Raw genomic sequence first — 21843 nt, forward strand, 5'->3', positions numbered from 1 at the left:
GGGATGCTCCCCCTAGCGCGCTTACCTGCTAACCTGACTGGTCTCGCCGCGCGCCGACACCTGTCGGTGCCGCATAGTAGTCTGTCAACCGAACGACCGATGCCGCCACTGTTTCGCCGCTTACTGCTGTTGTTCCACGCGCTGCGTTACGGCGCGCGCCTGATCTGGCTTGCCGCGCCGGCCGGGCACAAACTGCACTGGATGATCGAGCTGGTCGGCCGCGTGCATGCGTCCGGCGGCGGCGGCGAACGCCTGCACGGCGTGCTGCCGGCGCTCGGGCCGCTCGCCAGCCGCTTCGCGCAGACTCTCGCTGAGCGGCCCGAACTCGCCACCGGCTCGCTGCACGACGCCATCGACGCGATCGATCATCTCGAAGCTCCGCTGCCGCCCGACGAATCCGAACGAGCGCTGGCGCGCGCATTCGGCCGGCCGCTCGCCACCCTCTTCAGCGCGGTCGATCTGGTGCCGGTACGCAGCGGCTTTGCCGAACAGACCCACTTCGCGCGGCTCCTCGTGCCGGTCAACGGCCATAGCGAGGTGGCCATCAAGCTGGTGCGCGCCGATCAGTTACAACAGATCGGCGACGAACTCGCGCTGCTGCGCTGGGTTGCGCGCTGGCTGGAGAAGCTGTCCGGTTCGGCCCGCCGCCTGCAACTGCGTGCGCTGGCGCAAACCTTCACCGACGACATCCAGCGCCGCTTCGATCTGCGCGCCGAAGCCGCCAATCTGAGCCAGACGGGTCATCACTTCGACGGCGACAGGCGCATCGTCGTGCCGACCGTGATCTGGGACCTGTGCACCAATCACACGCTGACCATGCAGCGCGTCAGCACCTTGGCCGCCAGCGACCTGCCCGGCCTGCACGCGCATCACATCAAGCTCGCGCCGCTGGCCGCCCATATCGTCGAGGTGGTGACTGAACAGGCGTTCGAGCACGGCTTCTTTCATGCCACGCTCGATGCACGGCGGGTGCGTGTGAGCATCGAAGCGGACACACTCGGACGTCTCGTGCTCGCGGAGTTTTCGATCATGTCGAGTCTGTCGACCGGCGAGCGCGAATTCTTCGTGCACGGCGCGACCGCGCTCTTCAACCAGGACTACGGCCGGCTTGCCGAGTTGCATCGGGAAGCCGGGCACGTACCGCACGACACGCGCGCCGAAATGCTCGAAGCCGAGTTGCGCACACGAGCTGAAGCGCACTTCGCCGCCGAGCCGGAAGACCGGTCGGCGGGTTCGCTGCTTCATCATTTGCTGCACGCGGTGCAGCCGTTCGACGGTGCCGTGTCCGGCCGGCTTGCCACCGCACAGCGCTCGTTCCAGCAGGCGGAGATGCTGGCGCGCGCGCTGCATCCGGGCGTCGATACGTGGAATGTCGCGCGCGGTGTGCTGACGGAGATTGCCCGTCGCGACATGGACCACCGCGGCTGGATCAAACGCATCTCGCGCGAATTACCGCATCTGGCCCATATGCTGCCACGCTTGCCGCAACTGGCCGTGCGCTACCTGCAGCATGAACACGATCGCGCCCGCACTCCGCAGCAAAATGCCCAACTGTTGCAGGACATCGGCCGCGAATATCGGCGTACGCGTCTGCTGCTATGGGCATGCGCGGTCTGCGGCGGCTTGCTCGGCGCGGGGACCGTCTTGTTGATGTGGTGATATTGCGGCGGCGGCGGCGGTGGCGGTGGACGTGCCAGCGCATGGGGGCAATCCGCCACTAAGCCTACGCCCGTGATTGCAGCTTCGAACAAGACGCGCCTGGCGTGGCGCGGCAAGATGACAGCTTTTAGCGTCACCTCTCTCCGATGCTCGTTTCCTCAATCGCCGCCTTATTCGTCGTGTTGTGGTCGACCGGTTTCGTGGTCGCCCGGGCGATCACCCCCTATGCCGATCCCAACCTGTTCCTGCTTGCGCGCTTTGGCGGCACCGCGCTGATATTCGCGCTTGCCGCGTTCGCCGCACGCGCCGCGTGGCCGACTGGACGCGATCTCGGCAAGCATCTGCTTGCGGGCGCGCTGCTGCAAGGTGTCTACCTCGGCGCGGGTTACTGGGCCGTCGCGCAGGGCTTGAGCGCCGGTGTGATGGCCCTGCTCGGCGCACTGCAACCGCTCGCAACGGCTGCCGTGGCAGCGCCACTGTTTGGCGAGCGCCTGTCGCGGCGCGGCTGGGCCGGCATGGCGCTGGGACTCGTCGGCGTCGTGCTGGTCCTCGAACCGAAACTCGCCGCGGCTGCGCCGGCCACCCCGCATGGCGACGCGCCGCCCTGGCTGGTCGTGCTCATCTCGATCGTCGCAATCGGCGCAATTACAGCGGGCACGTTGTTTCAGAAGACTTCGCTGGCGAAAGCCGACATCCGCAGTGCGAGTGCCGTGCAGAATTTCGGCGCGGCGGTGGTCGCGGCGATTCTTGCGCTGGCGCTCGGCGAGCATCGCTGGATTGCATCGGCTACTTTGTGGGGGTCGCTTGCGTGGGGCATCGTGATGCTGTCAGGGATCAGCGTCACCTTGCTGGTGTGGATGGTCAGGCGCGGCGACGCGGCGCGCGCCACCGCCCTGATGTTTCTCGCCCCGCCACTCGCCGCGCTCGAAGGGTATGTCGGCTTCGGCGAAACACTGCTACCGGTGCAGATCGCCGGATTCGGGGTGGCGTTGGTGGGCGTGCTGCTGGCGCGTTCGTGAAGGTTTGAGCGGCGCGCCGGCGGATCAATCCGCCGTGTCGGCGCCAGCCGGCACTTTTGCGCGCACCTTGCTGCCCGGCGCCGGGGCCCAGCCCGGACGGCTCTTGCGCTCCGAATCCACCACGACGATGTAGCGCCCCGCCCATGGCGTCACCTGGCGGTCGCTCTTCAACACCCACAGCGATTTGCCGGACTCGACGAGCGCGGCATATTCGGCGTCGAGAATGCCGTAGTGGTCGATAAAGGCATTGAGCGACGCGGGAATCCTCACGCAGCCCTTCGAATGGCGAATACCGAGTAGCGGCTCGAGCCGGTCCGGGTCGGTGGCGTGCATCTGGAAACGCATCTGCGACATGCCGCCCTTGCCCCAGCCCCGCTCGCCCTGGGCCCAACCCAGGTCGAAGATCCGCATGTCGCGCTTGCCGTAGCCGCGGATATGGTTCTCGTTCAACGTGCCTTCCGAGCGGAAATCCATGTTGGACGGCGTATGTTCGAACACGCCGAGCGGCGTGATGAAGTGGTCGTACTCGCCCGGCCGGCCCGTTGAAACCGGCGACGCACCGATCATCTGCCAGCTATCCGCCGGGGTGGACCGGAAATAGATGAAGAGCGCCTGAAGGTTGGCGTTGCGGTCCACCATCACGACATACTCACCCGACAGATTGCCGAGCATGTGCTCGTTCAATGCCGTTTGCAGGCGCTCGGCGTAGGCGCGCTGCTCAGCAGCCGGCACTTTCAACCGGCGTGTTACGTCTTGCGCGAATACATCCCGTAGCAACAACGCCCGACGCGGATCAACCACGCCGCCCGCGTCGGGCGCGGCAACGGCCGACGCGTCAACAGCGGGCGCCGGGCGCTTCGCCGCCATGGATGCCGGTGCCCGGGCGGATGCAGCGCCTGAAGCGGCAGTTGAGGCCGTACCCGACGCCGCAAGAGCGACGCTGCATGACAGCGCGCAAAAAGCGGCGCCCAACGTGCGTGTCAAATAGCGCACTGAAAGAACTGCGCGCGCGAAACGCGGCACAGAGAGTAAATCCGACATACACACCATTAGGGTTAGACGATCTGCCGATGCGGAAGTGCTACGGTCCGTTGCAGACTGGCCAGGCCGATTGGGGTAGTTCATCGCGTATTTGAGCAAACCTGATTATTATTGACTGCTCGCCAGCTCATGCGGCGCTCGGAACCAGGATGTTACTAAGCACACCGGCACCTGTCGATGAAGAATCGGCCGATTCATCAATATCATTGTATTGACCGTCAATATTTAGCAATTCGCGTAGCGGTTTAAAAGCTGCGTAATGTAAATTTAACGCCGATATTCGCGATATAACCGCGAGACCGATTTGTCACACCATACCCGCACCGCCGTGCCGTGCGCGGGTGATTACTTGTGCAATCCGCGCGAGCGTTCATCGTCGACACTCGCGCTACCGGATACAGAGGAAAGAGAAATATGACGCAACAAGATTCAGGCGCACGCCAGGCGAGCATCGCAGCGGAAATGCACGTTGCTGCCGAGTTCGACGCCGCACAGGAAATCGAGCGCCGGGTCGCCTTTCTGGCGAACTATTTACGCACCAGCGGCCTGAAAACCTACGTGCTCGGCATTAGCGGCGGCGTCGATTCGACAACCTCCGGGCGGCTTGCACAACTCGCGGTCGAACGGCTGCGGGCCGAGCATTATGACGCGCGCTTCATCGCGATCCGTTTGCCGTACGGCGTGCAGAAAGACGAGGCCGACGCGCAGCAGGCCTTGAGTTTCATTCGCGCGGATGAAAATCTCACCATCGATATCAAACCCGCCGCCGACGCAATGCTCGCCGCGCTGGATAACAGCGGCCTGCGATTCAACGACGACGCTCAACAGGATTTTATCCACGGCAATATCAAGGCGCGGCAGCGAATGATCGCGCAATATGCGGTGGCCGGCGCGCGCGCCGGCGTGGTGATCGGCACGGATCACGCGGCTGAGTCGGTGATGGGATTTTTCACGAAGTTCGGTGACGGCGGCGCCGACGTGTTGCCGCTCACCGGTCTGAACAAGCGCCGGGTGCGGGCACTCTCCAAAGCGTTGGGTGCGCCGGAAGCGCTCGCGCACAAGGTGCCGACCGCCGACCTCGAAATGTTGCGCCCACTGCGGCCGGACGAGGACGCATATGGCATCCCGTACGACGATATCGACGACTTTCTGGAAGGCAAACCGGTGAGCGCCGCCGCGCGCGAGACGATCCTGCGTTTCTACGATGTCACGCGGCACAAGCGGGCATTGCCCTACACGCCGTTCGATTGGCCGGTGAAGACAGGCGGAGAATGACAGAAGTGATGTAAAAACCGGCTATGCGGCGAGGATGCGCGTTAAAAATGCGCCAGATGCAGCGCATTCTCTTCACTTGGAGCGTTCGAAGCGTTCGGTAACCGCGGCGCAGTTGCGACAGGTTCAGTGAGCGGGCGGCGACGTGTCGTCGCTGAACAGATCCGCACTCGCCTCGAGTGCGAGGCCACCCAGATGCTTGCCGTGAATCTGCCGTGCGATTACATCGCCCACATACGGCACGTTCGCGTCCAGCTCGACAGTGGCGTAGGCGCCGGGTTTGCCGGCGTCGACCACCTCGACGCTTTTCGCGTAATGCCCGAGTTCACGTTTGAGGAATTCCTGCACTTCCTGCGCGCTACACGATTCCGCGATATTGCGCACGATCAGGTTCATGCCGCCTACCCTCGACGCGCGTTACGATCCGCGGCATGCACCCGCACCGGACGCAGCGCCGCGCGCTGTTTCGCCTGAGCCGCCGCGAGTTGGCGGATCAATGCAGCGCCGGCCGCAGCCAAAGCAGCCAATGACAGATAGAAGGCAATCATTTAAATCTCCCCTTCGAATTTCGTCCTGTTTTCAGGATAGCCACAATCGACAACAAAAGCGATGCGACACGATGTCGTAAAAAACGGACTTTAAAACTTCCGTTAATGCACTGTACCTGAATAAGCAGAGATAAAAGTAGCAAAACACATGTTCATTCAGTGGTGCAAGCCCGACAAGCGCCAGTCGCGGACACTGGACGCAAAAACCGGGCCGCGACACGCATCGCCGCCGGCATCCTGCGGGGGACGTGTGCAAAGGGCGGGCTGGTCGTCGAGATCAGTCCGCCGCTTGCACGTTGGCCGCACTCACCCACCATGCATTCTTGCCCTGCGGCACGTGAACCAGCACGGCGGAAGGATCGTCAACGCCATCGTCGGCGATTTCACACACCGCCAGGCCGTCCGGCAGGTGCTTCACCTCGCCCGCCGCCTGGAACAGCGCGACGCGCTGCGCGTTCAACGGCCGCAGTTGCCGGTACACGTCGAAACTGATGGCCGCGGGTACATCGCCGCGAATCTGCAGTGACTCAGCTTTGCCGCAGTGCGCGGGTTCTGCAGCGAACGCCGCGGCGCTGCCGGACAGACAGCCGAAAGCAAGCGCCAGTGCGGTAAGGCGTGAGTAGGTCATGGTGATTCTCCGAGAATAAGTTGGGGCAGCGCGCGGCTGATGGCACGACTGAATACGCCTGAATGAACGGAATGAACGGAATGAACAATCAGATCGGAGCTCGCGGAGGCAGACAACCTCATGGCGCGCTGTCGCGACCTTCGCTCCGGCCATTGCTGTCGCCGGTCGCGACGTCGAGACGGCTCACGTCGCAAGACGTCTGGCTGAAGCCCGAGTAGATCACCGACCAGTTACCGACAATCGCCGCTTGCGCCTCCGCGAGACTCAGCTTCCCTTCGCAAACACAACGTTTGAGCATGACTGCGGCGCGCGCCTTGCGACGCTCGCCCTGCGGGCCTGCCCACGGCAGGAGATCGAGATTGGCGGGTGCGTTCGGCGAGCCGCCAAGCACAACCGGCACGCGCCTGTCGAGCGCAAAGGCTGGGCCGTTGTCAGCCTCGATGCCGCGCGCGGCAAGCATGCGGTCCTTATGAGCCATCAAATCGGCGAACGGCGGAGCGACCATGTCGGCGTAGCCAGGTCGGCAAATCGTTTCGCCGACTGACTCCTGCGTGACGCGCTCGTCGAGCATTCCCGCGTCCTGAGCCCATACCTGACTAGCGCGCAGTGCGAGGACGGCGGCACAGCCGAACAGAATCGCAAAACGCACCTTGCGGGCGGGACGCGCGGCGCCACACCGGCGCGTGAGCGTCGACAGAGTCGCCTGATATGTCCTGCTGGTTGCGTCGCTGTAATGAGTGATGCAACGCCTGTCTGCAATGCCTGCGTTCATTCGTCGGCGCGCCGGGAGCGGCGCGCAATAGTTCAATTCGCAGGCTAATTAAAACACATTCAATATTCGGGTGTGAAAAGGCGCACAGGCGCAATAGGGTAAAGAGGCGTCCCGTTGCGTTCGCAACCGTCTGCCGACGCTGTCTTGCCGTGCGCGAATACACGTTGATACACACTGCAAGACAACGCCGAATCACAAAGCGAATACAACGCCTCCCTCTGCCTGCACACCGCTCACACACGGCGCTGGCGGCAAGCTACGTCAACCGGGTCTAGCCACCCGAGCCTGCAAGGCGCGGATCCGCCCGAGCGCCTGCGTATTGGACACGGTTGCGTCATACATTTTGGCGAGATCCGCTTTGAGCGCGGTACGCGACCCGCCGTCGAGATAGACCATATGCCCCGACGGATAAAAACGCGCCGACAGATTCTGCCGTACCTGCTGGCTGACCAGCGGCATTTGCTGCAGATCGATCACGGTCTGATAGAACGGCGTGACGTAGTCGAAGAAACCGTTCGCCGACAGCACCTTCAGATCGGGGTTGAGCGCCATTACGGCGGCCAGATCGCCGGCGGTGTACAGAATCACATTGCCCTTCGCATCGAGCCCCTTCTGTGCGCCGGTCGGATCGATATGGCTGAAGTCCCAATACTGGAACGCCTGATCGTTGAGGTCCGTGAACGCCGAATTCGACGTGTACTTCAACTGCTCGTTGAGATACACGTTCCACATCGTCGTGTAGACGCCGGTCACCGCCGTCATGGTCGGATCGTTGCCGCCCGAGTTCGGGTCGATCTTGCCGGCGATGCCGGTATTGATCGCCGTCACGCGGCCATCATATTCGCCGAGCGCGAGACCTTGCGCTTTCAGCAAGGTGGTCAAAAACAGCGAATTGCCGCGACTGTCGTACGACGAGATATCGAGGCTCCAGGCGAGCAGCGTAGTTTTATCGATACCGGTGTATTCGCTGAGTTTTTCAACCGTTGCGGAATCCGTAGTCGGGAATTTGCGCAATGCTGCCAGATAGTCGGTGCGTGCGAATTGCGCGACTTCTTCGGCAAACGTGCCGAGGTCGGTCGGCCGCGGCGCGATGCCGAGTTTCTTGTGATACCACGCGTCCGCAGAGGCCGTGGGCAATGCGCCGACCGGGTTGCCGGATTGCGTGTAATCGAGAATCGACGATTGCAGCGTGACGCCGTTCAGATCGACACCGTCTTCATGCAACCGGTACGCCAGCACGCAACTGCGCGCCGTGCCGTAGGACTCGCCATACAGATACTTCGGCGAATTCCAGCGATTGTTCTTGGTGAGAAAGCGTTTGATGAACTGTTTGATCGAGTCCGCGTCCTGGTCGACACCCCAGAAGGCCCGGTTCGTCTTCGGCGCGATGGCCGCCGAGTAGCCCGTGCCGACCGGATTGATGAACACGAGGTCGCTCTTGTCGAGCAGACTGTCCGGGTTGTCTTCCATCGAATACGGCGCGGGCGGCGTAAAGCCCGGCATCGAGGTCTTGATGCGGCGCGGCGCGAATGAGCCAAGCAGCACGAACACCGAAGACGAACCCGGGCCGCCGTTGTAGAAGAAAGTCACCGGGCGGGTCTCTTCCTTCTGGTTGTCCTGCGTGAACGCGACGTAGAACATTTTGGCTTCGGGCTGCGAGCTGCTCGGGTCGACAATCACGAGGTGACCCACCGTCGCCGTGTAGTTGATCTTCTGGCCACCGATCGTAGTCGAATGATGCGTAATCGCGGCGGTTTCAGTGGTATCGGTGACCGAATCGTCCGGCCCGTTGCCATAAGCAACCGGATCGAAGAACGGCTGATCGGCTGTTTTGTGCGACGCGCCGGTGGCCGTTGCGGGCGAAGCATGTGTGCTGTGTGACGACTGCGGACTAACGGAAGCTGACTCGGTGTTCGTCATGATCGCTCCATGGGTTCGTTAACCTCTTGATCTGTCTTGATATGTCTCGATGCGTCTTGAATTGTCTCGATGTCTCTGTGTTTCCTGATGCGTCCTGGTTGCCCTGATGTCCCTGCTGTATCCAGCGTTGCCAGCGTCTCCTCAATTCGTGCACCGTACTGCCAGCGGCCTGACCGCGGCGCACCGTGGGACCGACGCGGATAACCGGTGAGCACCCGGGCCGATAATCCGCCGGGCGCCACCCGCAACAATCCGCGAGTCTTCAGACTATAGTGCGGCCGCCACCTTCTGACCATTGGGGCTGCCAAGTCCCGTGCACGCATCCCAGCCCGGCGACGCGGCGAAGCTGCCGTTGTTGCCCTGAGTAATGTCGTTGAGCGCACCCGGCGCCTTGTACAACTTCGGGTTGACGAAACCCGCTGGCTGCCCTTTCGCCGCATTGATCCGCGCAATCAACGCCGCCCACAGCGGTGCAACCGCGCTGGTGCCGCCGACCACCGTCTGCGTGCCGTCGATCAGCACGCTATAGCCGGTGACGGGCGATGCATCGCCGGCCACGTCAGGCACGCCCCGCCCGCTCAGCGCCGTTTTGGCGCCGCGCGATGAAGTGGCCGACAAGCCCTGTTGCCACACGGGGACCGGAAACGCTCGGCTCACGCCGCCGCCGCTCGCGCCGCCTTGCGCGCCGTCGTTCCACACCACCTCATGCGTAATCGCGGTGCCCGACGCGGTCAGGCTCGTGCCGCCGCATGCCAGCACGTAAGGGCTCGAGGCCGGAAAGTCGACCTGATCGCCACCCGCACCGTCGCTCGAGCCGCTATCGCCCGACGCCGCGCAAACGGTCACACCCAAGGCCGCCGCCGTTTGCAGCAGGTTGTTGAATGCCTGCAAAGACTGGCTGGTCCAGCTCGACTCCGGGCCGCCCCAACTGATCGAGATGACCGTGGGTTTGTTGGTGGCGTCGTGCACCGCGGTACTCACCGCGTCGATGAAACCGGCGTCGCTGTTCTGCGTGAAATAGACCGCGATCGTGGCGTCCGGCACGATCGCTCCGACGATTTCGACGTCGAGCGTGACTTCGCCGTCGGGTCCGTTCGGGTCGCCACTCGGCTGATTGCTCCCCTCATCGACACCGACCGATGTCACCTTCGGTGAAGCCACGCCAAGGCTGGCAAAGTAACTCTTGAGGTCGGATGTGCTGTACCCGCCGCCGAGTTCGATAATGCCGACGCATTCGCCGCTGCCGTCGCCCTGCGGAAACTGATACAGCGAGGCGAGCTGCGGCGGCGTAAAGGAAACCTGATGCCCTTTAGCCGGTTGAAACGGCGGCCGGATGCGAAAGTGCGGCCGGGCCTGAGGCCGGTTGTCGAGCCCGAGCACGGCTTGCACGATGCCGTGCAGATCGTCCGGCACGCTGATCGTGCCGGTGCGGCCGCGGAACTGGCCCGCCGTATGATGCTCGTAATGTTCCAGCTTGACGCCGAACGCGGTCTGGAACTGAGCGATCGTGCCGCTCAGCAACACCTGGCGCGCCGCCGGGTCTTCCCGCACCACCGTCAAGCCGTGTGCGACGGCAAAGGCTTTGACCTTGGCGATGTCGTCCGGCGCGGCGCCATATTCTTTTGCAAACGCCTCACGCGACAGCGGCTTGACGCCTGGGTCGCCCGCTTCGATCCTGCTCATCAGGGCGTCGAACTGCGCCTGCCGCTGACGGCGCAGTATCACGAAAACTTCGATCCGTTCAGCCGGATTGCATTGCCCAACGACCGTCGAACCTTGCACTGCCGTTCGCTCGCTTCCCGGCAGCGGTTGTCTATTGACCATGGTGTCGATTCTCCTGTTAGCGTGACGGCGTGGGCCACAAGGCGGCCCCCATGCACGGCACGCGTCTGCACGAATCCACCGCCTGGCGACCGGCAGCGGATCGCTGTTTCAAGGACTTCGCCAAACCGTCCGACCTATGCATTCGAACACAGTTCCGGCATCCGTGGCAGTTGTCCGAATGGCTAACGCCGGGTTGGATCAATGCGCATCGTGCAGCACCCGCGCTATGATGCTGAAGCGGCAATCCAGCCGTCGCAACGCCTCGCACGTCACGCGCGCGCACGATCAAAGAATCAGAGGAACCCATGTCAATTTCGATGTATCAAGCCTCATTGCCCGTGCTGGTACGCGGCATGACCAACCTGCAAGTCATCCTCGGCAAGGCCGAGGCGCACGCTGCCGAGAAACAGATCGACCCGTCTGTGTTCCTGAGCGCCCGGCTCGCACCGGACATGCTGCCGCTGGTGCGCCAGGTCTATATCGTGAGCGACACGGCGAAGGGTTGCGCCGCGCGTCTGGCCGGCGTCGAAGCGCCGAAGTACGACGACGTCGAGCAGACTTTCGACGAACTCGATGCCCGCCTTCAAAAGACGATTGATTATCTGAAGGAATTCAATGCCCAACAGATCGACGGGTCGGAAGAACGTCCGGTCACGCTGAAAATGCGTAATGGCCCGATCGAGTTCACGGGCTTGTCATATCTGCTCGGTTTCGTGTTGCCGAATTTCTTTTTTCACGTCACGACGGCGTACGACATTCTGCGTCACAACGGTGTCGAACTTGGCAAGCTCGACTATCTGGGCGGCATCAGGTAACACAGGCGGGTCGGCCATTGGGTGAACGCCGCGCGACTTCCAGACAGGTAGTGCGCGGTCACACGTCGGCTAAACAAGACCCACGTGTGAGCGCCGCAGGAACCGAGTCAAACGCGCGGCTGGAATGCGATGATCGCCATGCCGGCCAGTGTGAATGCCACGCCGGCCGCGTCCCACAGCGTGGGGCGCACTTTGTCGACGCACCATAGCCACGCAATCGCCACCGCCACGTACACACCGCCGTAAGCCGCATACACACGGCCTGCGGCGGTGCCGTGCAGCGTCAGCAGCCAGGCGAACAGGGCGAGGCTAAGCGCGCCGGGAACCAGCAGCCAGATGGAGCCCCCCTCCTTCAGCCAACGCCACGGCAAATAGCATCCAACGATTTCGGCAACGGCGGTCACGGCATAAAGCAGAAAAGTTTTCATCGAACAGGTAGAAGCGAATGGTTGTGTTGCCGCGAGACGATGCGCGGCAGTTTATCGGCTTTTATGGACTTTATTAACACAACCATTTTTGCGCGCGGGCATGACGCGTGCAACGCCCCGCGCCGCAGACCCCTATTCGCTATCGGTCATAAATATCGCGCCACCCTGTATCGGCATCTACGTTGGCATCGGCAAATCCGGCAGCCAATCAGTCCAGCGAGAGCCGCAACGCAAAGCCGATCAACGCCGCTGAGAAAGTCCAACGCTGCAGTGTCTGCGCGAGAGGATGAGCCCGCATCCAGTTGGCGATGCGCGCCGCGCCGATCGCATAGATGGCATCGAAACATACACCGATCGCGAGCAGCACCAAACCCAGCTCAACCATCTGCAGCGCAACCGGTCCGGCCTCAGGACGCACGAACTGCGGCAGGAGCACCGAGCAGAACAGCAGCGCTTTCGGGTTCAGCAGATTGGTCAGCAGGCCCTTTACGAAAGCGGCCCGCAACGGCTGCGACTCGCCACCCGCCACACCGCCTTCAGGCAACGCGAATACGGGCGAGCGGAAGATCTGGACACCGACCCACGCGAGATAAAGCGCGCCGCCGTAGCGCACCACGTCATACAGCCAGGGCGCGCTGCGCAACAGTGCCGCCACCCCGCATGCCGACAGCGTGACATGCGTTGCCCGCGCCACACCCAGGCCGCCGGCCGCCGCGAACCCAGTGCGCGCGCCCCGTCCGATACTGGTTTGCAGAATCAGCGCCATGTCAGGTCCGGGAATCGCGTAGACCACGGCCAACGCAGCGATATAGACGATCAGAAGGTGTGCGGAAATCATAGAAACCTCTTGTTTTAAGGGCTCTATCTTGCTATTACCGGCGGAGGGTTTGCTGGCGAAATACAGAGACATGGGATTAAATTTTGGAGGAATGCGCTAATATCTCTCCCCCAAACCCAGTTTTCCGCTAACGCATAGGAAACGCCTTGAAGCCATGACAACTGAGCTCGACAAGACAGACCGCGCGATCCTCGCCGCGCTGCAGAACGACGGCCGCATGTCGAATGCACGGCTGGCCGAGACGGTCGGCCTGAGTGAGACACCCTGCGCGCGGCGCCTCAAGCGCCTCGAAAACGACGGTTATATCGACCAGTACCGCGCGATGCTGTCGCGCGCCGCCCTCGGCCTCGGTGTGGTCGCGTTCGTCTACGTGCGTTTCGCCGTGCACGACCGCGCGGTGGCAACCCGTTTCGAGCGCGAGGTGCAGGCCATTCCGCGGATTCTGGCGTGCCACAACGTGTCGGGCAGCGCCGACTACATCCTGCAGGTGGTCGCGCGCGATCTCGACGACTACGGCACGTTCATGCGCGACGAGATGCGTAGCCTGCCGGGCGTGACGTCGGTGGAATCGGCCTTGTCGCTACGGGAAATCAAGGCTAACGGCGGCTTGCCGCTGTCCTGAACGCGGACGTGGCATAGTCACCCATTTGATACGGCGCGAGCCGACCAGACGAGCACGGAGTTCTCATGGATCACGAAAAGGCGAGAGCCGAAGAAACCGCCGCGATGGAGCGTGTGTTGACCGCAACCAAACGGGTGCAGGCGGCGTTCGCGTCGCTGCAATCGCAATTCCCGCCGGCCGGCAGCGGCCAGCCTTCGCAGTTTGCGCTGCAAACCTTCGACGCCGCGCTGCAGGAACTAGAAGACGCCCAAGCCGCATTCGACGAATTGCTCGGCGATCTGCTTGACGGCAATCGTTGAGTGGCATAGCCGGTCTGTTCACTGCGTAGCTGCGGCTTAATACGCGGGCGATGGCCGTTTTCAGTTTGCATTGGGACGGCCATCGCGTTATCTGGAGTCGCGAGGCGGGCTTGACCGTTAGTTGCGTATTGACGTCCGGGATACGAGAATCCAGCAAAGCCGGACCGCCCTCCCCAGTCTGATCAAATGCGTTGCAATCGCGCTATCCGATCCCGGCGGTCACGCCCACGCCCACGCATCTGTCACGCCCCGTCCGTTGAAATTTCCGGCTCGCACACAATCGGAAAGTTGACCGAGTTCGCGATATAGCATTTCCCATGCGCCACGTGATGCAAATGCTTCGCCAGTTCGAGATCGCCACCGGCCTGAATCACAACCTGCGGACGTAAAACGATCTGCGAAAAACGCCCCTGCTCCGGACTGTCGAGCATCGTGCCTTCGGCATTGTCGCGATAACTCAGAACAACAACGCCCGCATCTGAGCAAAGATGCAGATACCAGAGCTTGTGACAGGCGGACGCCGAGGCGACCAGCAGATCTTCCGGATTCCATCGCTTCGCGTCGCCAAGAAACGCCGGGTCTGATGATCCAGGAATGTCGGGCTTGTTCCCCGAGGCAATGATGTGATCCCGACCATACTCACGATATCCCGCAGTGCCGCTGCCGCGGTTACCGGTCCATTGCACCGATACCGCGTATTTGTGCTCGCCGTGCGCCATGCCGCTCTCCTTTGCTGTTGACCCGAAACTGAATTCGCAACACACACATTCTATATGTGCACTGCGCATTTGGTATACCATTATTCCAAATGACAAGGGCTCAACGCACATGGATCACAAACTGGATTCGACGGCCGACGCCATCGCCGTCTCACTGCGCGAACTGATCGCAGCCGGCGAACTGGAGGATGGCGCGCGGCTGGTCGAGCGCGAGCTCGCCGATCGATTCGGAGTGAGCCGGGTGCCGATGCGAGAGGCCATACAAAAGCTCGAAGGCGAGGGGCTGATCGAGCTCATGCGCAATCGCGGCGCCGTTGTGCGAACCCTGACCCAGTCAGACCTGGACGAGATCTACGGCCTGCGCATGTTGCTTGAAGGAGACGCCATCTTCCACGCGGTCAAACGTATGGACAGTGAGACGCTATCGCGCGCCGAACTCGTTCATCGGCTTCTGGGAGACGCCGACACCGCCCAAAAACAGGGTGAACTGAATCGCGAGTTTCATGAACTGCTATACCGCCCGTGCGCCAACGGGAGGCAGTTGAAAGCGATCCGCGAGTTGCGCGCCCAGGTTGAGCGTTACGAACGCCTGCAAAGCACCTTGCTCGCCGATACCGCTGCCTTCCAGGACGAGCATCTCAAGATTCTCGAAGCATGCGAGGCCGGTAACGCACGCCTCGCGCGATCGATGACTGTGGAACATCTCGCTTCGGCAAAGCGTATCGTTCTGCAACTGGTTACGGCTGAATGATGGTTGAGTGACGGTTGAGTGAGGGCTACTGTCCGAACGCTCTTCCCGTCACATTCGGCGCCCGGGGATTCGGGCTCATGTTCAGGCTGGTGCCGTTCGCCCGCATGTTGTTGAGCACGGGACCCGACCCCACGCTGCCGGTTCCGCCGGTTCCACCGATTGCCGGCGGACTGCCCGCCGTACCCAGTCCCGGCGTCGGGCTCGGACTTGCTACGCCCGTCCCCGGACTCATGGCCTGCCCCGCACCATTGGCCCCACCGGCCTGCAAACCGCCCGCTCCATTCAACCCGTTGGCCCCATTAGCCCCGTTGACGCCGAGGTTTGCCGACTGGGCACAGGCTACACTCATCAGCCCCAGCATCAACACCGACGTTAAAACACCCTTTGTCGCGATTTTCATAGCCCACTCCGTGCTGCCATTGAATTACCCCACCGAACGCCTCCCACTCGCCAACGACGCTCGTGAAGAAGCCAGGTCAAATAGTAAGACCGGCCGCCGGCGACGTTTGTTCATTACTGAAACTTAAGAATTGACGGACGATCGGCGATAATCCACGGCCCTGTTTTCTCACCCGACACCATGATGACCCAACGCGCCTTCGCCCCCTTTCAGGAACTGGCCGCGATCCTGTTGCCCCACGCGTACGACGATAACGGCGACGGCTCGCATGACACCTCGCACCTGCAGCGCGTCTGGAAAAACGCGGCCACCATCCAGGCGGAAGAAGGTGGCGATGCACAGGTGCTGTTCGCGTCGACACTGCTGCATGACTGCGTCTCGGTAGAAAAGAATTCGCCGCTGCGCGCGCAGGCTTCGCGTCTGTCAGCAGAAAAGGCCGCGCGCGTTCTTGCATCGCTCGGCTGGCCGGAAGCGAAAGTTCAGGCCGCGGCGCACGCGGTCGAAGCGCATAGTTTTTCGGCCGGCATCGCACCGACCACGCTGGAAGCAAAAACGCTGCAGGACGCCGACCGGCTCGACGCGATCGGCATGCTAGGTGTCGCGCGTTGCTTTTACGTGGCCGGCCGGATGGGCCGTGCGTTGTACGACCCCGCCGACCCACACGCGACAGCGCGTCCTTTGGACGACACGGCGTACACGCTCGACCATTTCCACACAAAGCTGCTGAAACTGGCATCCGGTTTCCAGACGCCGACCGGCGCGCGTCTGGCCAGAATTCGCCACGATCGTCTGCAGCGTTTCCTCGACGAATTTACCGACGAGATCTGAGCACGCCCGCTTTCGTCGGCAAGTCGGCAAGTCGGCAAGCTGTACAAATGCTTACAAAGCAGCATGCGATCGGCGTACACCGCTCGCGCTGCTGCGGCGTTATTGCAGGCATCTACCCGCGGAGCCCGCAATGCACACCAATCTCACACCCAGCAATCCGCAACGCAATCGCATTCATCCCCTGATCGCCGGCGCAGCGGTAGCCGTCATTCTTGCGAGCGCCACCGGCATCGCGGCGATGACCGGTCTTCTGCCCACCTCGCATGCCGTCACCGAGCCCGCGCAGCCAGTCACCACGGCCGCGGCGCAGGTGGCCAGTGCTCCGGTTGCCGCGCCCCAACCGTCCGCGCTTCAGCAGCCGGTTCAGCAAACCGTCCAGCAGGCCGCGCCGGCCCGCCCGCGCGTCCATCACACACACAGCACGCCCGCCGCGGACGCCCCGAGGTACGCAAACAATCAGGGCTACCAGGCACCGTATCAATCCGCGCCGGTAAGACCGGTTGCCGATCCTTATGCGGGCGAAGTCGTCGCCGTCAATACGGTCCAGGCGCCTGAGCCGACCACCGGCCTCGGCGCACTGGGTGGCGCGGTCGCGGGCGGCCTCGTCGGCAATCAGATCGGCGGTGGACGCGGCAAGATTCTCACCACCATCGCGGGTGTTGTCGGCGGCGGCCTGGCCGGCAACGGCATCGAGCACGCCGTGCGCAAGCAGACCACCTATCAGGTCCAGGTGCGCATGCAGGACGGCAGCTATCGCAACTTCAGCTACCCGACCCAGCCGGACGTTCAGATCGGCGAACGGGTTCACGTATCCGGCGATTCGCTGACGGCTTCGTGAGGTCGTGCAGCCGGTATTGCGCCGGCTGCCTGTCAGCAAGAATGTGAGGAAGCGTCGTGCGCGTTATGATCAACCGTTAGTCCAGAACGGCTGATCGCGCACGATGGAGCACGCCTACATCCACCTTTTGCATCTGCTTGCCGGCCATCCGGCATGGACACTCACGGTCATCTGCCTTGCGGCCTTTCTGGAGGCCATTGCTGTCATCGGCACCTTCGTCCCGGGCAGTACGGCCATGTTTCTTGCGGGCGCGCTGGTCGGCACCGGTTCGCTGAGCCTTGGCTGGGCATTTCTGTCGGCGATCGCCGGCGCCATCGCCGGGGACGGCATGAGCTTCTGGATCGGCAAGCGCTATAAGGCCAGAATCGTCCAGCTCTGGCCGTTCCGCACTCATCCCCAGGTACTCGACGCCGGCCACCGCTTCTTTCAGAAACACGGCGCCAAAAGCGTCGTGTTCGCCCGCTTCATCGGACCATTGCGGGCCATCGTGCCGGTGGTGGCAGGCATGCTGGGCATGACCCCGGCGCGCTTCTACGCGATGAACGTGCTGTCGGCGCTGCTATGGGCCCCCGCGCACATCCTGCCGGGCGTGGTATTCGGCGCCTCGATGCTGCTCGCCGGCGCGGTGTCGTTCCGGCTCGTCGTCGTCATCGTGTTACTGGTGGGCATCGTCTGGCTGAGCTTTCGCGCGATGGGTTTCCTGCTTTCGCATGCCAGTGCATGGTCGAGCGCGGCGGGCCGCTATCTGGGAAGCTGGGCTTGCCGCCACCCCGGCCCGTTCGGCCGGCTCGCGCGGCGACTGCTGGACCCTGAGCAGCCGGATGCCAGCAGCATCGTAGTGACGTCGCTGATCGTGCTGGCGTCGGGCGCGCTGTTCTTTGGCGTCCTCGAAGACGTCATTAGCGGCGACCCGCTGGTCGGCGTCGATCTTTCCGTCTATCACTTCCTGCAATCGGTGCGCACGCCATGGAGCGACACCGTCCTTGCGGGGCTCGCCACGCTCGGCAGCGTCTTCACGCTGACTGCACTGGTCGTGACGGTGGTGCTGTGGATGCTGGTGGAACGGCGCTGGCGCACCATCGGTTACTGGCTCGCCGCAGTCGTGTTTTCGCAATTGCTGATCTTCGCGCTGCAGTTCGCCATGCACCGCGCGCCGCCCAACGAACTGCTGTCCGACGCCTACGTGTTTCCGAGCAACCACGTCGCCGCGACGGTGATCGTCTACGGGTTCCTCGCGTTTCTGCTGGCGCGACGGGTCGGCATGCTGGAAGGCCTGTTCGTGGCGACCGCGAGTACGGTCGTCGTGTTCGTGGTCGCGCTGGCAGGGCTTTACTTCGGCAGGTACTGGGTTTCCGATGCGATCGGCGGCGCCGCGCTTGCGTACATCTGGGTGGCCATCGTCGCGTTGACGGCGATGTTGCGTCACCCGGAGGTGCCGCCCTCACGCGGCCTCATGCCGCTCGTGGTTCTGGTGGTGATGCTGGTGAGCGTGGGCGTGCAACTGAGCGTCAATCCGCCGGCGTCGCCGCCGGACAATGCGCCGCGCCCGCCGCCCGTGCTCGTCACGCAAGCGCAGTGGACGGGTTCGCTGTGGAAGATGCTGCCATGCTATCGCTCCGACATGGGCGGCGACCGCAAGGAACCGCTCACCCTGCAATGGGTGTCGAACCTCGATTCAATCAAGGGACAGTTACGTGCGCAGGGATGGGTCGAGGGTACCGACGTGTCCGCGCACAGCCTGCTCTCGCTCGCCTCGCCGAACGTCGCCGCGGTATCGCTGCCCGTCTTGCCGAAGCTGAACAACGGCGTGCCTTCGTCGCTGGTCTTCATGCGTCCCGGCAACGCGCGCGACGAACGCGACGTCCTGCGCTTCTGGCCGAGCGGCTATGCCGTGGATAACGGTGCGTCGACCGCCCCGCTATGGGTCGGGGCTTTCGCGCACGAACGGCTCTCCCGGGCATCGTGGCCGCTCAACATTCTGCGGGTCGACAGGGAAGTGTCGTCATTCGACGCTCACACAAAAGCGAGCGCCGGACTCGGCGCGGCGCTTGTGGCCAGAGTGAGTTGCCACGGTGTGCCGGTGTCGCTGCTGGCCTCTCCGGTAGAATGAGCGACGCTTTGCCGATGAGATCGCACGCCAGACAAGGCGCGCATCATATCCGCATGACGACGCCGGATTGAATCAATATGCATCGTACTCCTCACATCGATGGTCTCATCGTGGCCGGAAAAATTTCGCCTGTGAGCCTGGTGCAAGAGAGCGGGCCTGCCTTCGTGGCATCGATTGCCGGCGCATGATCGAAACCGCTCCGATTTCCGCTCCGATTTCCGCTCCGATTCCCGCTCCGATTCCAATTGCCAGAGCAATCGTCACCACCTAAACTGCAACCCAGCTAGCCGGAGGCATACAAGATGGAACATAAACGCGAAAAATACGAGCGGCTGGTCGCTTTCGCCGCGACGCTACCGCCATTGCCAACCGCTGTCGCGCATCCATGCGATCACGACTCCCTGTCCTCGGTGATCGAAGCCGCCCGCCTCGGCCTGATTGCGCCGATACTCGTGGCGCCGCGCGCCAGGCTCGAGGCTCTCGCGCGAGAAGGAAAACTTGAGCTCGGCGATCTGCCCATCGTCGACGTGCCGCACAGTCATGCAGCGGCGGAAATCGCCGTGCAACTGGTGCATGAAGGCAAGGCAGAGGCGCTGATGAAAGGCTCGCTGCACACGGACGAACTGATGGCCGCGGTCGTCGCGCGAGGCACGGGGCTGCGCACCGAGCGGCGCGTCAGCCATTGCTTCGTGATGGACGTGCCCGGCCGCGAAGATGCCTTGATCATCACCGACGCGGCCGTGAACATCTCACCGACGCTCGACGAGAAACGCGACATCGTGCAGAACGCCATCGACCTCGCGCACGCCTTGCGTTTTCCGGCCGCGAGAGTGGCGATTCTCTCCGCCATGGAAACCGTCAACTCCAAAGTGCCGTCCACGCTCGACGCCGCCGCGCTGTGCAAAATGGCCGACCGCCAGCAGATTACGGGAGGGATTCTCGACGGCCCGCTCGCGCTCGACAACGCGATCAGCGAAGAAGCCGCGAAAATCAAGGGCATCTCGTCGCCTGTGGCCGGTCATGCCAACGTGCTGGTCGTACCGGATCTCGAAGCCGGCAATCTGCTCGCCAAAAGCCTGTCGTTTCTCGCCGGTGCGGATGCCGCCGGCATCGTGCTGGGCGCGAAGGTGCCGATCATCCTGACCAGTCGTGCCGATTCGGTGATCACGCGGCTCGCGTCGTGCGCGGTCGCCTCGCTCGTCGCGCTCGCGCGGCGCGAGAAGCCTTCCGCGGCCATCGTCTAAAGAGGGTTCGCGTATGGACGTCATCCTGGTCATCAACGCGGGATCTTCCAGCATCAAGTTTCACGCCTTCTCGGTAAGCGGGAGCAAGCTCGACCCGATCGCCGGCGGCAAGATCGAAGAGATCTACACCGAGCCGCGTTTTCAGGTCAAACGGCAAACCGGTGAAATCATCGAAGACAAGCGCTGGCCGGCGGGCGAACGCCTTGGTCATGACAATGCGATCGCCTTCCTGCTGGAATGGCTGCGCGCGCACGCAGGCGACGCGCGCCTGCTCGCCGTCGGCCACCGCGTCGTGCACGGCGGAGAACGCTACTCAGCGCCCGTGCGGGTCGACGCGAATGTGCTCGCCGAACTCGAGGCGCTCATCCCGCTCGCGCCGCTGCATCAGCCGCATAACCTCGCGGCGATCCGCTCGATAGCGGCGCGCGACCCGCAGGTGCCGCAAATCGCCTGCTTCGACACCGCGTTCCACCATACCCAGCCCGCCGTGGCGACCCGCTTTGCGCTGCCGCCCGAGATCACACGGCGCGGTGTGCGGCGCTATGGATTTCACGGCCTCTCGTACGAGTACATCGCGAGCGTTCTGCCTCAATACGACGAACGCGCCGCCTATGGCAAAACCGTGGTGCTGCATCTCGGCAACGGTGCAAGCATGACGGCGCTGCATCACGGCAAGAGTATCGCCAGTACGATGGGCTTCACCGCCGTCGAAGGGCTGGTCATGGGCACACGTTCGGGAAGCCTGGACCCCGGCGTGGTGCTGTGGATGATGGAGGAAGCGCACATGGATGCGCGCGCGATCGAAACCATGCTCTACAAGCGCTCGGGTTTGCTGGGCGTTTCCGGCATATCGAGCGACATGCGCACCCTGCTCGCGAGCGACGCGCCCGCTGCGCTCGAAGCCGTCGAGCTCTTCTGCTATCGGATCTCGCGCGAACTCGGCTCGCTCGCGGCCGCGCTCGGCGGCCTCGACGCGATCGTCTTCACGGCGGGGATCGGCGAATATGCGGCGCCCGTGCGCGAACGCGTGTGCCGCGCGGCCGCGTGGCTGGGCGTCTCGCTCGATGCGCAGGCGAATGCGCAGCACGGACCGCGCATCAGCGATCCGCAAAGCGCCGTCGACGTGTGGGTCATTCCGACCAACGAAGAACTGATGATCGCCCGGCACGCCCGGCACCGGCTGGAGTCATGAACGGCTAAACCCTATCGACCCCACTGCCAGTGATGGCTTCAAGCATATCGTTAAAATCCGATATATAATTCGTTCT

23 protein-coding genes are annotated in these 21843 nt (G+C 63.0%); 12 read left to right on the plus strand and 11 right to left on the minus strand.

The features are described 5' to 3' along the window. Window positions 1-99: 99 nt before the first annotated feature. Window positions 100-1659, plus strand: a complete 1560-nt coding sequence (locus GH665_RS31730; RefSeq protein WP_153141091.1) for an ABC1 kinase family protein — start codon at window positions 100-102, stop codon at window positions 1657-1659. A gap of 146 nt (window positions 1660-1805) precedes the next feature. Next, complete coding sequence (locus GH665_RS31735) at window positions 1806-2678, plus strand: DMT family transporter (protein ID WP_153141092.1); 873 nt, start codon at window positions 1806-1808, stop codon at window positions 2676-2678. A 24-nt stretch (window positions 2679-2702) separates the two neighbouring features. Here GH665_RS31735 and GH665_RS31740 read toward each other — a convergent pair whose 3' ends face one another. Beyond that, complete coding sequence (locus GH665_RS31740) at window positions 2703-3719, minus strand: L,D-transpeptidase (RefSeq protein WP_425496059.1); 1017 nt, start codon at window positions 3717-3719, stop codon at window positions 2703-2705. Window positions 3720-4133: 414 nt separating this feature from the next. On the opposite strand from GH665_RS31740, the gene nadE reads away from it, so the two are divergent. Further along, entirely contained in the window at window positions 4134-4994 is an 861-nt protein-coding gene (nadE, locus tag GH665_RS31745; protein WP_153141094.1) for an ammonia-dependent NAD(+) synthetase, read from the plus strand. Between the two features lie 123 nt (window positions 4995-5117). Here the strand turns inward: nadE and GH665_RS31750 are convergent, their stop codons facing one another. The 6 genes from GH665_RS31750 to GH665_RS31770 form a co-directional block, all read right to left on the minus strand. Further along, window positions 5118-5387, minus strand: a complete 270-nt coding sequence (locus GH665_RS31750) for a hypothetical protein (protein WP_025647699.1) — start codon at window positions 5385-5387, stop codon at window positions 5118-5120. Window positions 5388-5392: 5 nt separating this feature from the next. Then, window positions 5393-5539, minus strand: coding sequence for a hypothetical protein (locus tag GH665_RS38840; RefSeq protein ID WP_167346800.1), 147 nt, complete (start codon window positions 5537-5539; stop codon window positions 5393-5395). A gap of 277 nt (window positions 5540-5816) precedes the next feature. Beyond that, window positions 5817-6167 (minus strand): hypothetical protein, encoded by a 351-nt coding sequence (locus GH665_RS31755; protein WP_153141095.1) that lies wholly within the window; start codon window positions 6165-6167, stop codon window positions 5817-5819. 118 nt (window positions 6168-6285) lie between these two features. Next, window positions 6286-6939, minus strand: coding sequence for a hypothetical protein (locus GH665_RS31760; RefSeq protein ID WP_153141096.1), 654 nt, complete (start codon window positions 6937-6939; stop codon window positions 6286-6288). Window positions 6940-7200: 261 nt separating this feature from the next. Further along, window positions 7201-8859 carry a S10 family peptidase gene (locus GH665_RS31765; protein ID WP_153141097.1) on the minus strand — a complete coding sequence of 553 codons (1659 nt, stop codon included), beginning with the start codon at window positions 8857-8859 and terminating at the stop codon, window positions 7201-7203. 267 nt (window positions 8860-9126) lie between these two features. Further along, the gene (locus GH665_RS31770; RefSeq protein ID WP_153141098.1) at window positions 9127-10683 is read right to left on the minus strand and encodes a S53 family peptidase; all 1557 of its coding nucleotides are present in this window, start codon (window positions 10681-10683) and stop codon (window positions 9127-9129) included. A 305-nt stretch (window positions 10684-10988) separates the two neighbouring features. On the opposite strand from GH665_RS31770, the gene GH665_RS31775 reads away from it, so the two are divergent. After that, window positions 10989-11498 carry a DUF1993 domain-containing protein gene (locus GH665_RS31775; protein WP_153141099.1) on the plus strand — a complete coding sequence of 170 codons (510 nt, stop codon included), beginning with the start codon at window positions 10989-10991 and terminating at the stop codon, window positions 11496-11498. A gap of 107 nt (window positions 11499-11605) precedes the next feature. Here GH665_RS31775 and GH665_RS31780 read toward each other — a convergent pair whose 3' ends face one another. Then, window positions 11606-11926: a YnfA family protein gene (locus tag GH665_RS31780; protein WP_091802314.1), complete on the minus strand. Its 321-nt coding sequence runs from the start codon at window positions 11924-11926 to the stop codon at window positions 11606-11608. Between the two features lie 208 nt (window positions 11927-12134). Next, window positions 12135-12764, minus strand: a complete 630-nt coding sequence (locus GH665_RS31785) for a LysE family translocator (RefSeq protein WP_153141100.1) — start codon at window positions 12762-12764, stop codon at window positions 12135-12137. Between the two features lie 154 nt (window positions 12765-12918). On the opposite strand from GH665_RS31785, the gene GH665_RS31790 reads away from it, so the two are divergent. Both GH665_RS31790 and GH665_RS31795 read left to right on the plus strand, forming a co-directional pair. Then, the gene (locus GH665_RS31790; RefSeq protein WP_025647722.1) at window positions 12919-13386 is read left to right on the plus strand and encodes an Lrp/AsnC family transcriptional regulator; all 468 of its coding nucleotides are present in this window, start codon (window positions 12919-12921) and stop codon (window positions 13384-13386) included. Between the two features lie 65 nt (window positions 13387-13451). Further along, window positions 13452-13685: a hypothetical protein gene (locus tag GH665_RS31795; protein ID WP_074287882.1), complete on the plus strand. Its 234-nt coding sequence runs from the start codon at window positions 13452-13454 to the stop codon at window positions 13683-13685. 242 nt (window positions 13686-13927) lie between these two features. Here GH665_RS31795 and GH665_RS31800 read toward each other — a convergent pair whose 3' ends face one another. Next, window positions 13928-14404: an OsmC family protein gene (locus GH665_RS31800; protein WP_153141101.1), complete on the minus strand. Its 477-nt coding sequence runs from the start codon at window positions 14402-14404 to the stop codon at window positions 13928-13930. On the opposite strand from GH665_RS31800, the gene GH665_RS31805 reads away from it, so the two are divergent. Beyond that, window positions 14403-15155, plus strand: coding sequence for a GntR family transcriptional regulator (locus GH665_RS31805; RefSeq protein ID WP_246216427.1), 753 nt, complete (start codon window positions 14403-14405; stop codon window positions 15153-15155). The genes GH665_RS31800 and GH665_RS31805 overlap by 2 nt on opposite strands. A 25-nt stretch (window positions 15156-15180) precedes the next feature. On the opposite strand, the gene GH665_RS31810 is transcribed toward GH665_RS31805, so the two are convergent. After that, the gene (locus GH665_RS31810) at window positions 15181-15555 is read right to left on the minus strand and encodes a hypothetical protein (RefSeq protein WP_153141102.1); all 375 of its coding nucleotides are present in this window, start codon (window positions 15553-15555) and stop codon (window positions 15181-15183) included. A 183-nt stretch (window positions 15556-15738) separates the two neighbouring features. Here GH665_RS31810 and GH665_RS31815 point away from each other — a divergent pair, with 183 nt between their 5' ends. The 5 genes from GH665_RS31815 (at window position 15739) to GH665_RS31835 (ending at window position 21767) form a co-directional block, all read left to right on the plus strand. Next, complete coding sequence (locus GH665_RS31815) at window positions 15739-16383, plus strand: HD domain-containing protein (RefSeq protein ID WP_153142394.1); 645 nt, start codon at window positions 15739-15741, stop codon at window positions 16381-16383. 130 nt (window positions 16384-16513) lie between these two features. Continuing rightward, window positions 16514-17221: a glycine zipper 2TM domain-containing protein gene (locus tag GH665_RS31820; protein ID WP_153141103.1), complete on the plus strand. Its 708-nt coding sequence runs from the start codon at window positions 16514-16516 to the stop codon at window positions 17219-17221. Between the two features lie 103 nt (window positions 17222-17324). Next, window positions 17325-19331, plus strand: a complete 2007-nt coding sequence (locus tag GH665_RS31825; RefSeq protein ID WP_153141104.1) for a bifunctional DedA family/phosphatase PAP2 family protein — start codon at window positions 17325-17327, stop codon at window positions 19329-19331. Between the two features lie 302 nt (window positions 19332-19633). Further along, window positions 19634-20575 carry a phosphate acetyltransferase gene (locus tag GH665_RS31830; protein ID WP_153141105.1) on the plus strand — a complete coding sequence of 314 codons (942 nt, stop codon included), beginning with the start codon at window positions 19634-19636 and terminating at the stop codon, window positions 20573-20575. 13 nt (window positions 20576-20588) lie between these two features. Continuing rightward, window positions 20589-21767, plus strand: a complete 1179-nt coding sequence (locus GH665_RS31835) for an acetate/propionate family kinase (RefSeq protein ID WP_153141106.1) — start codon at window positions 20589-20591, stop codon at window positions 21765-21767. Window positions 21768-21843: the final 76 nt, after the last annotated feature.

This window comes from Paraburkholderia agricolaris (assembly GCF_009455635.1).
Classification (GTDB): domain Bacteria; phylum Pseudomonadota; class Gammaproteobacteria; order Burkholderiales; family Burkholderiaceae; genus Paraburkholderia; species Paraburkholderia agricolaris.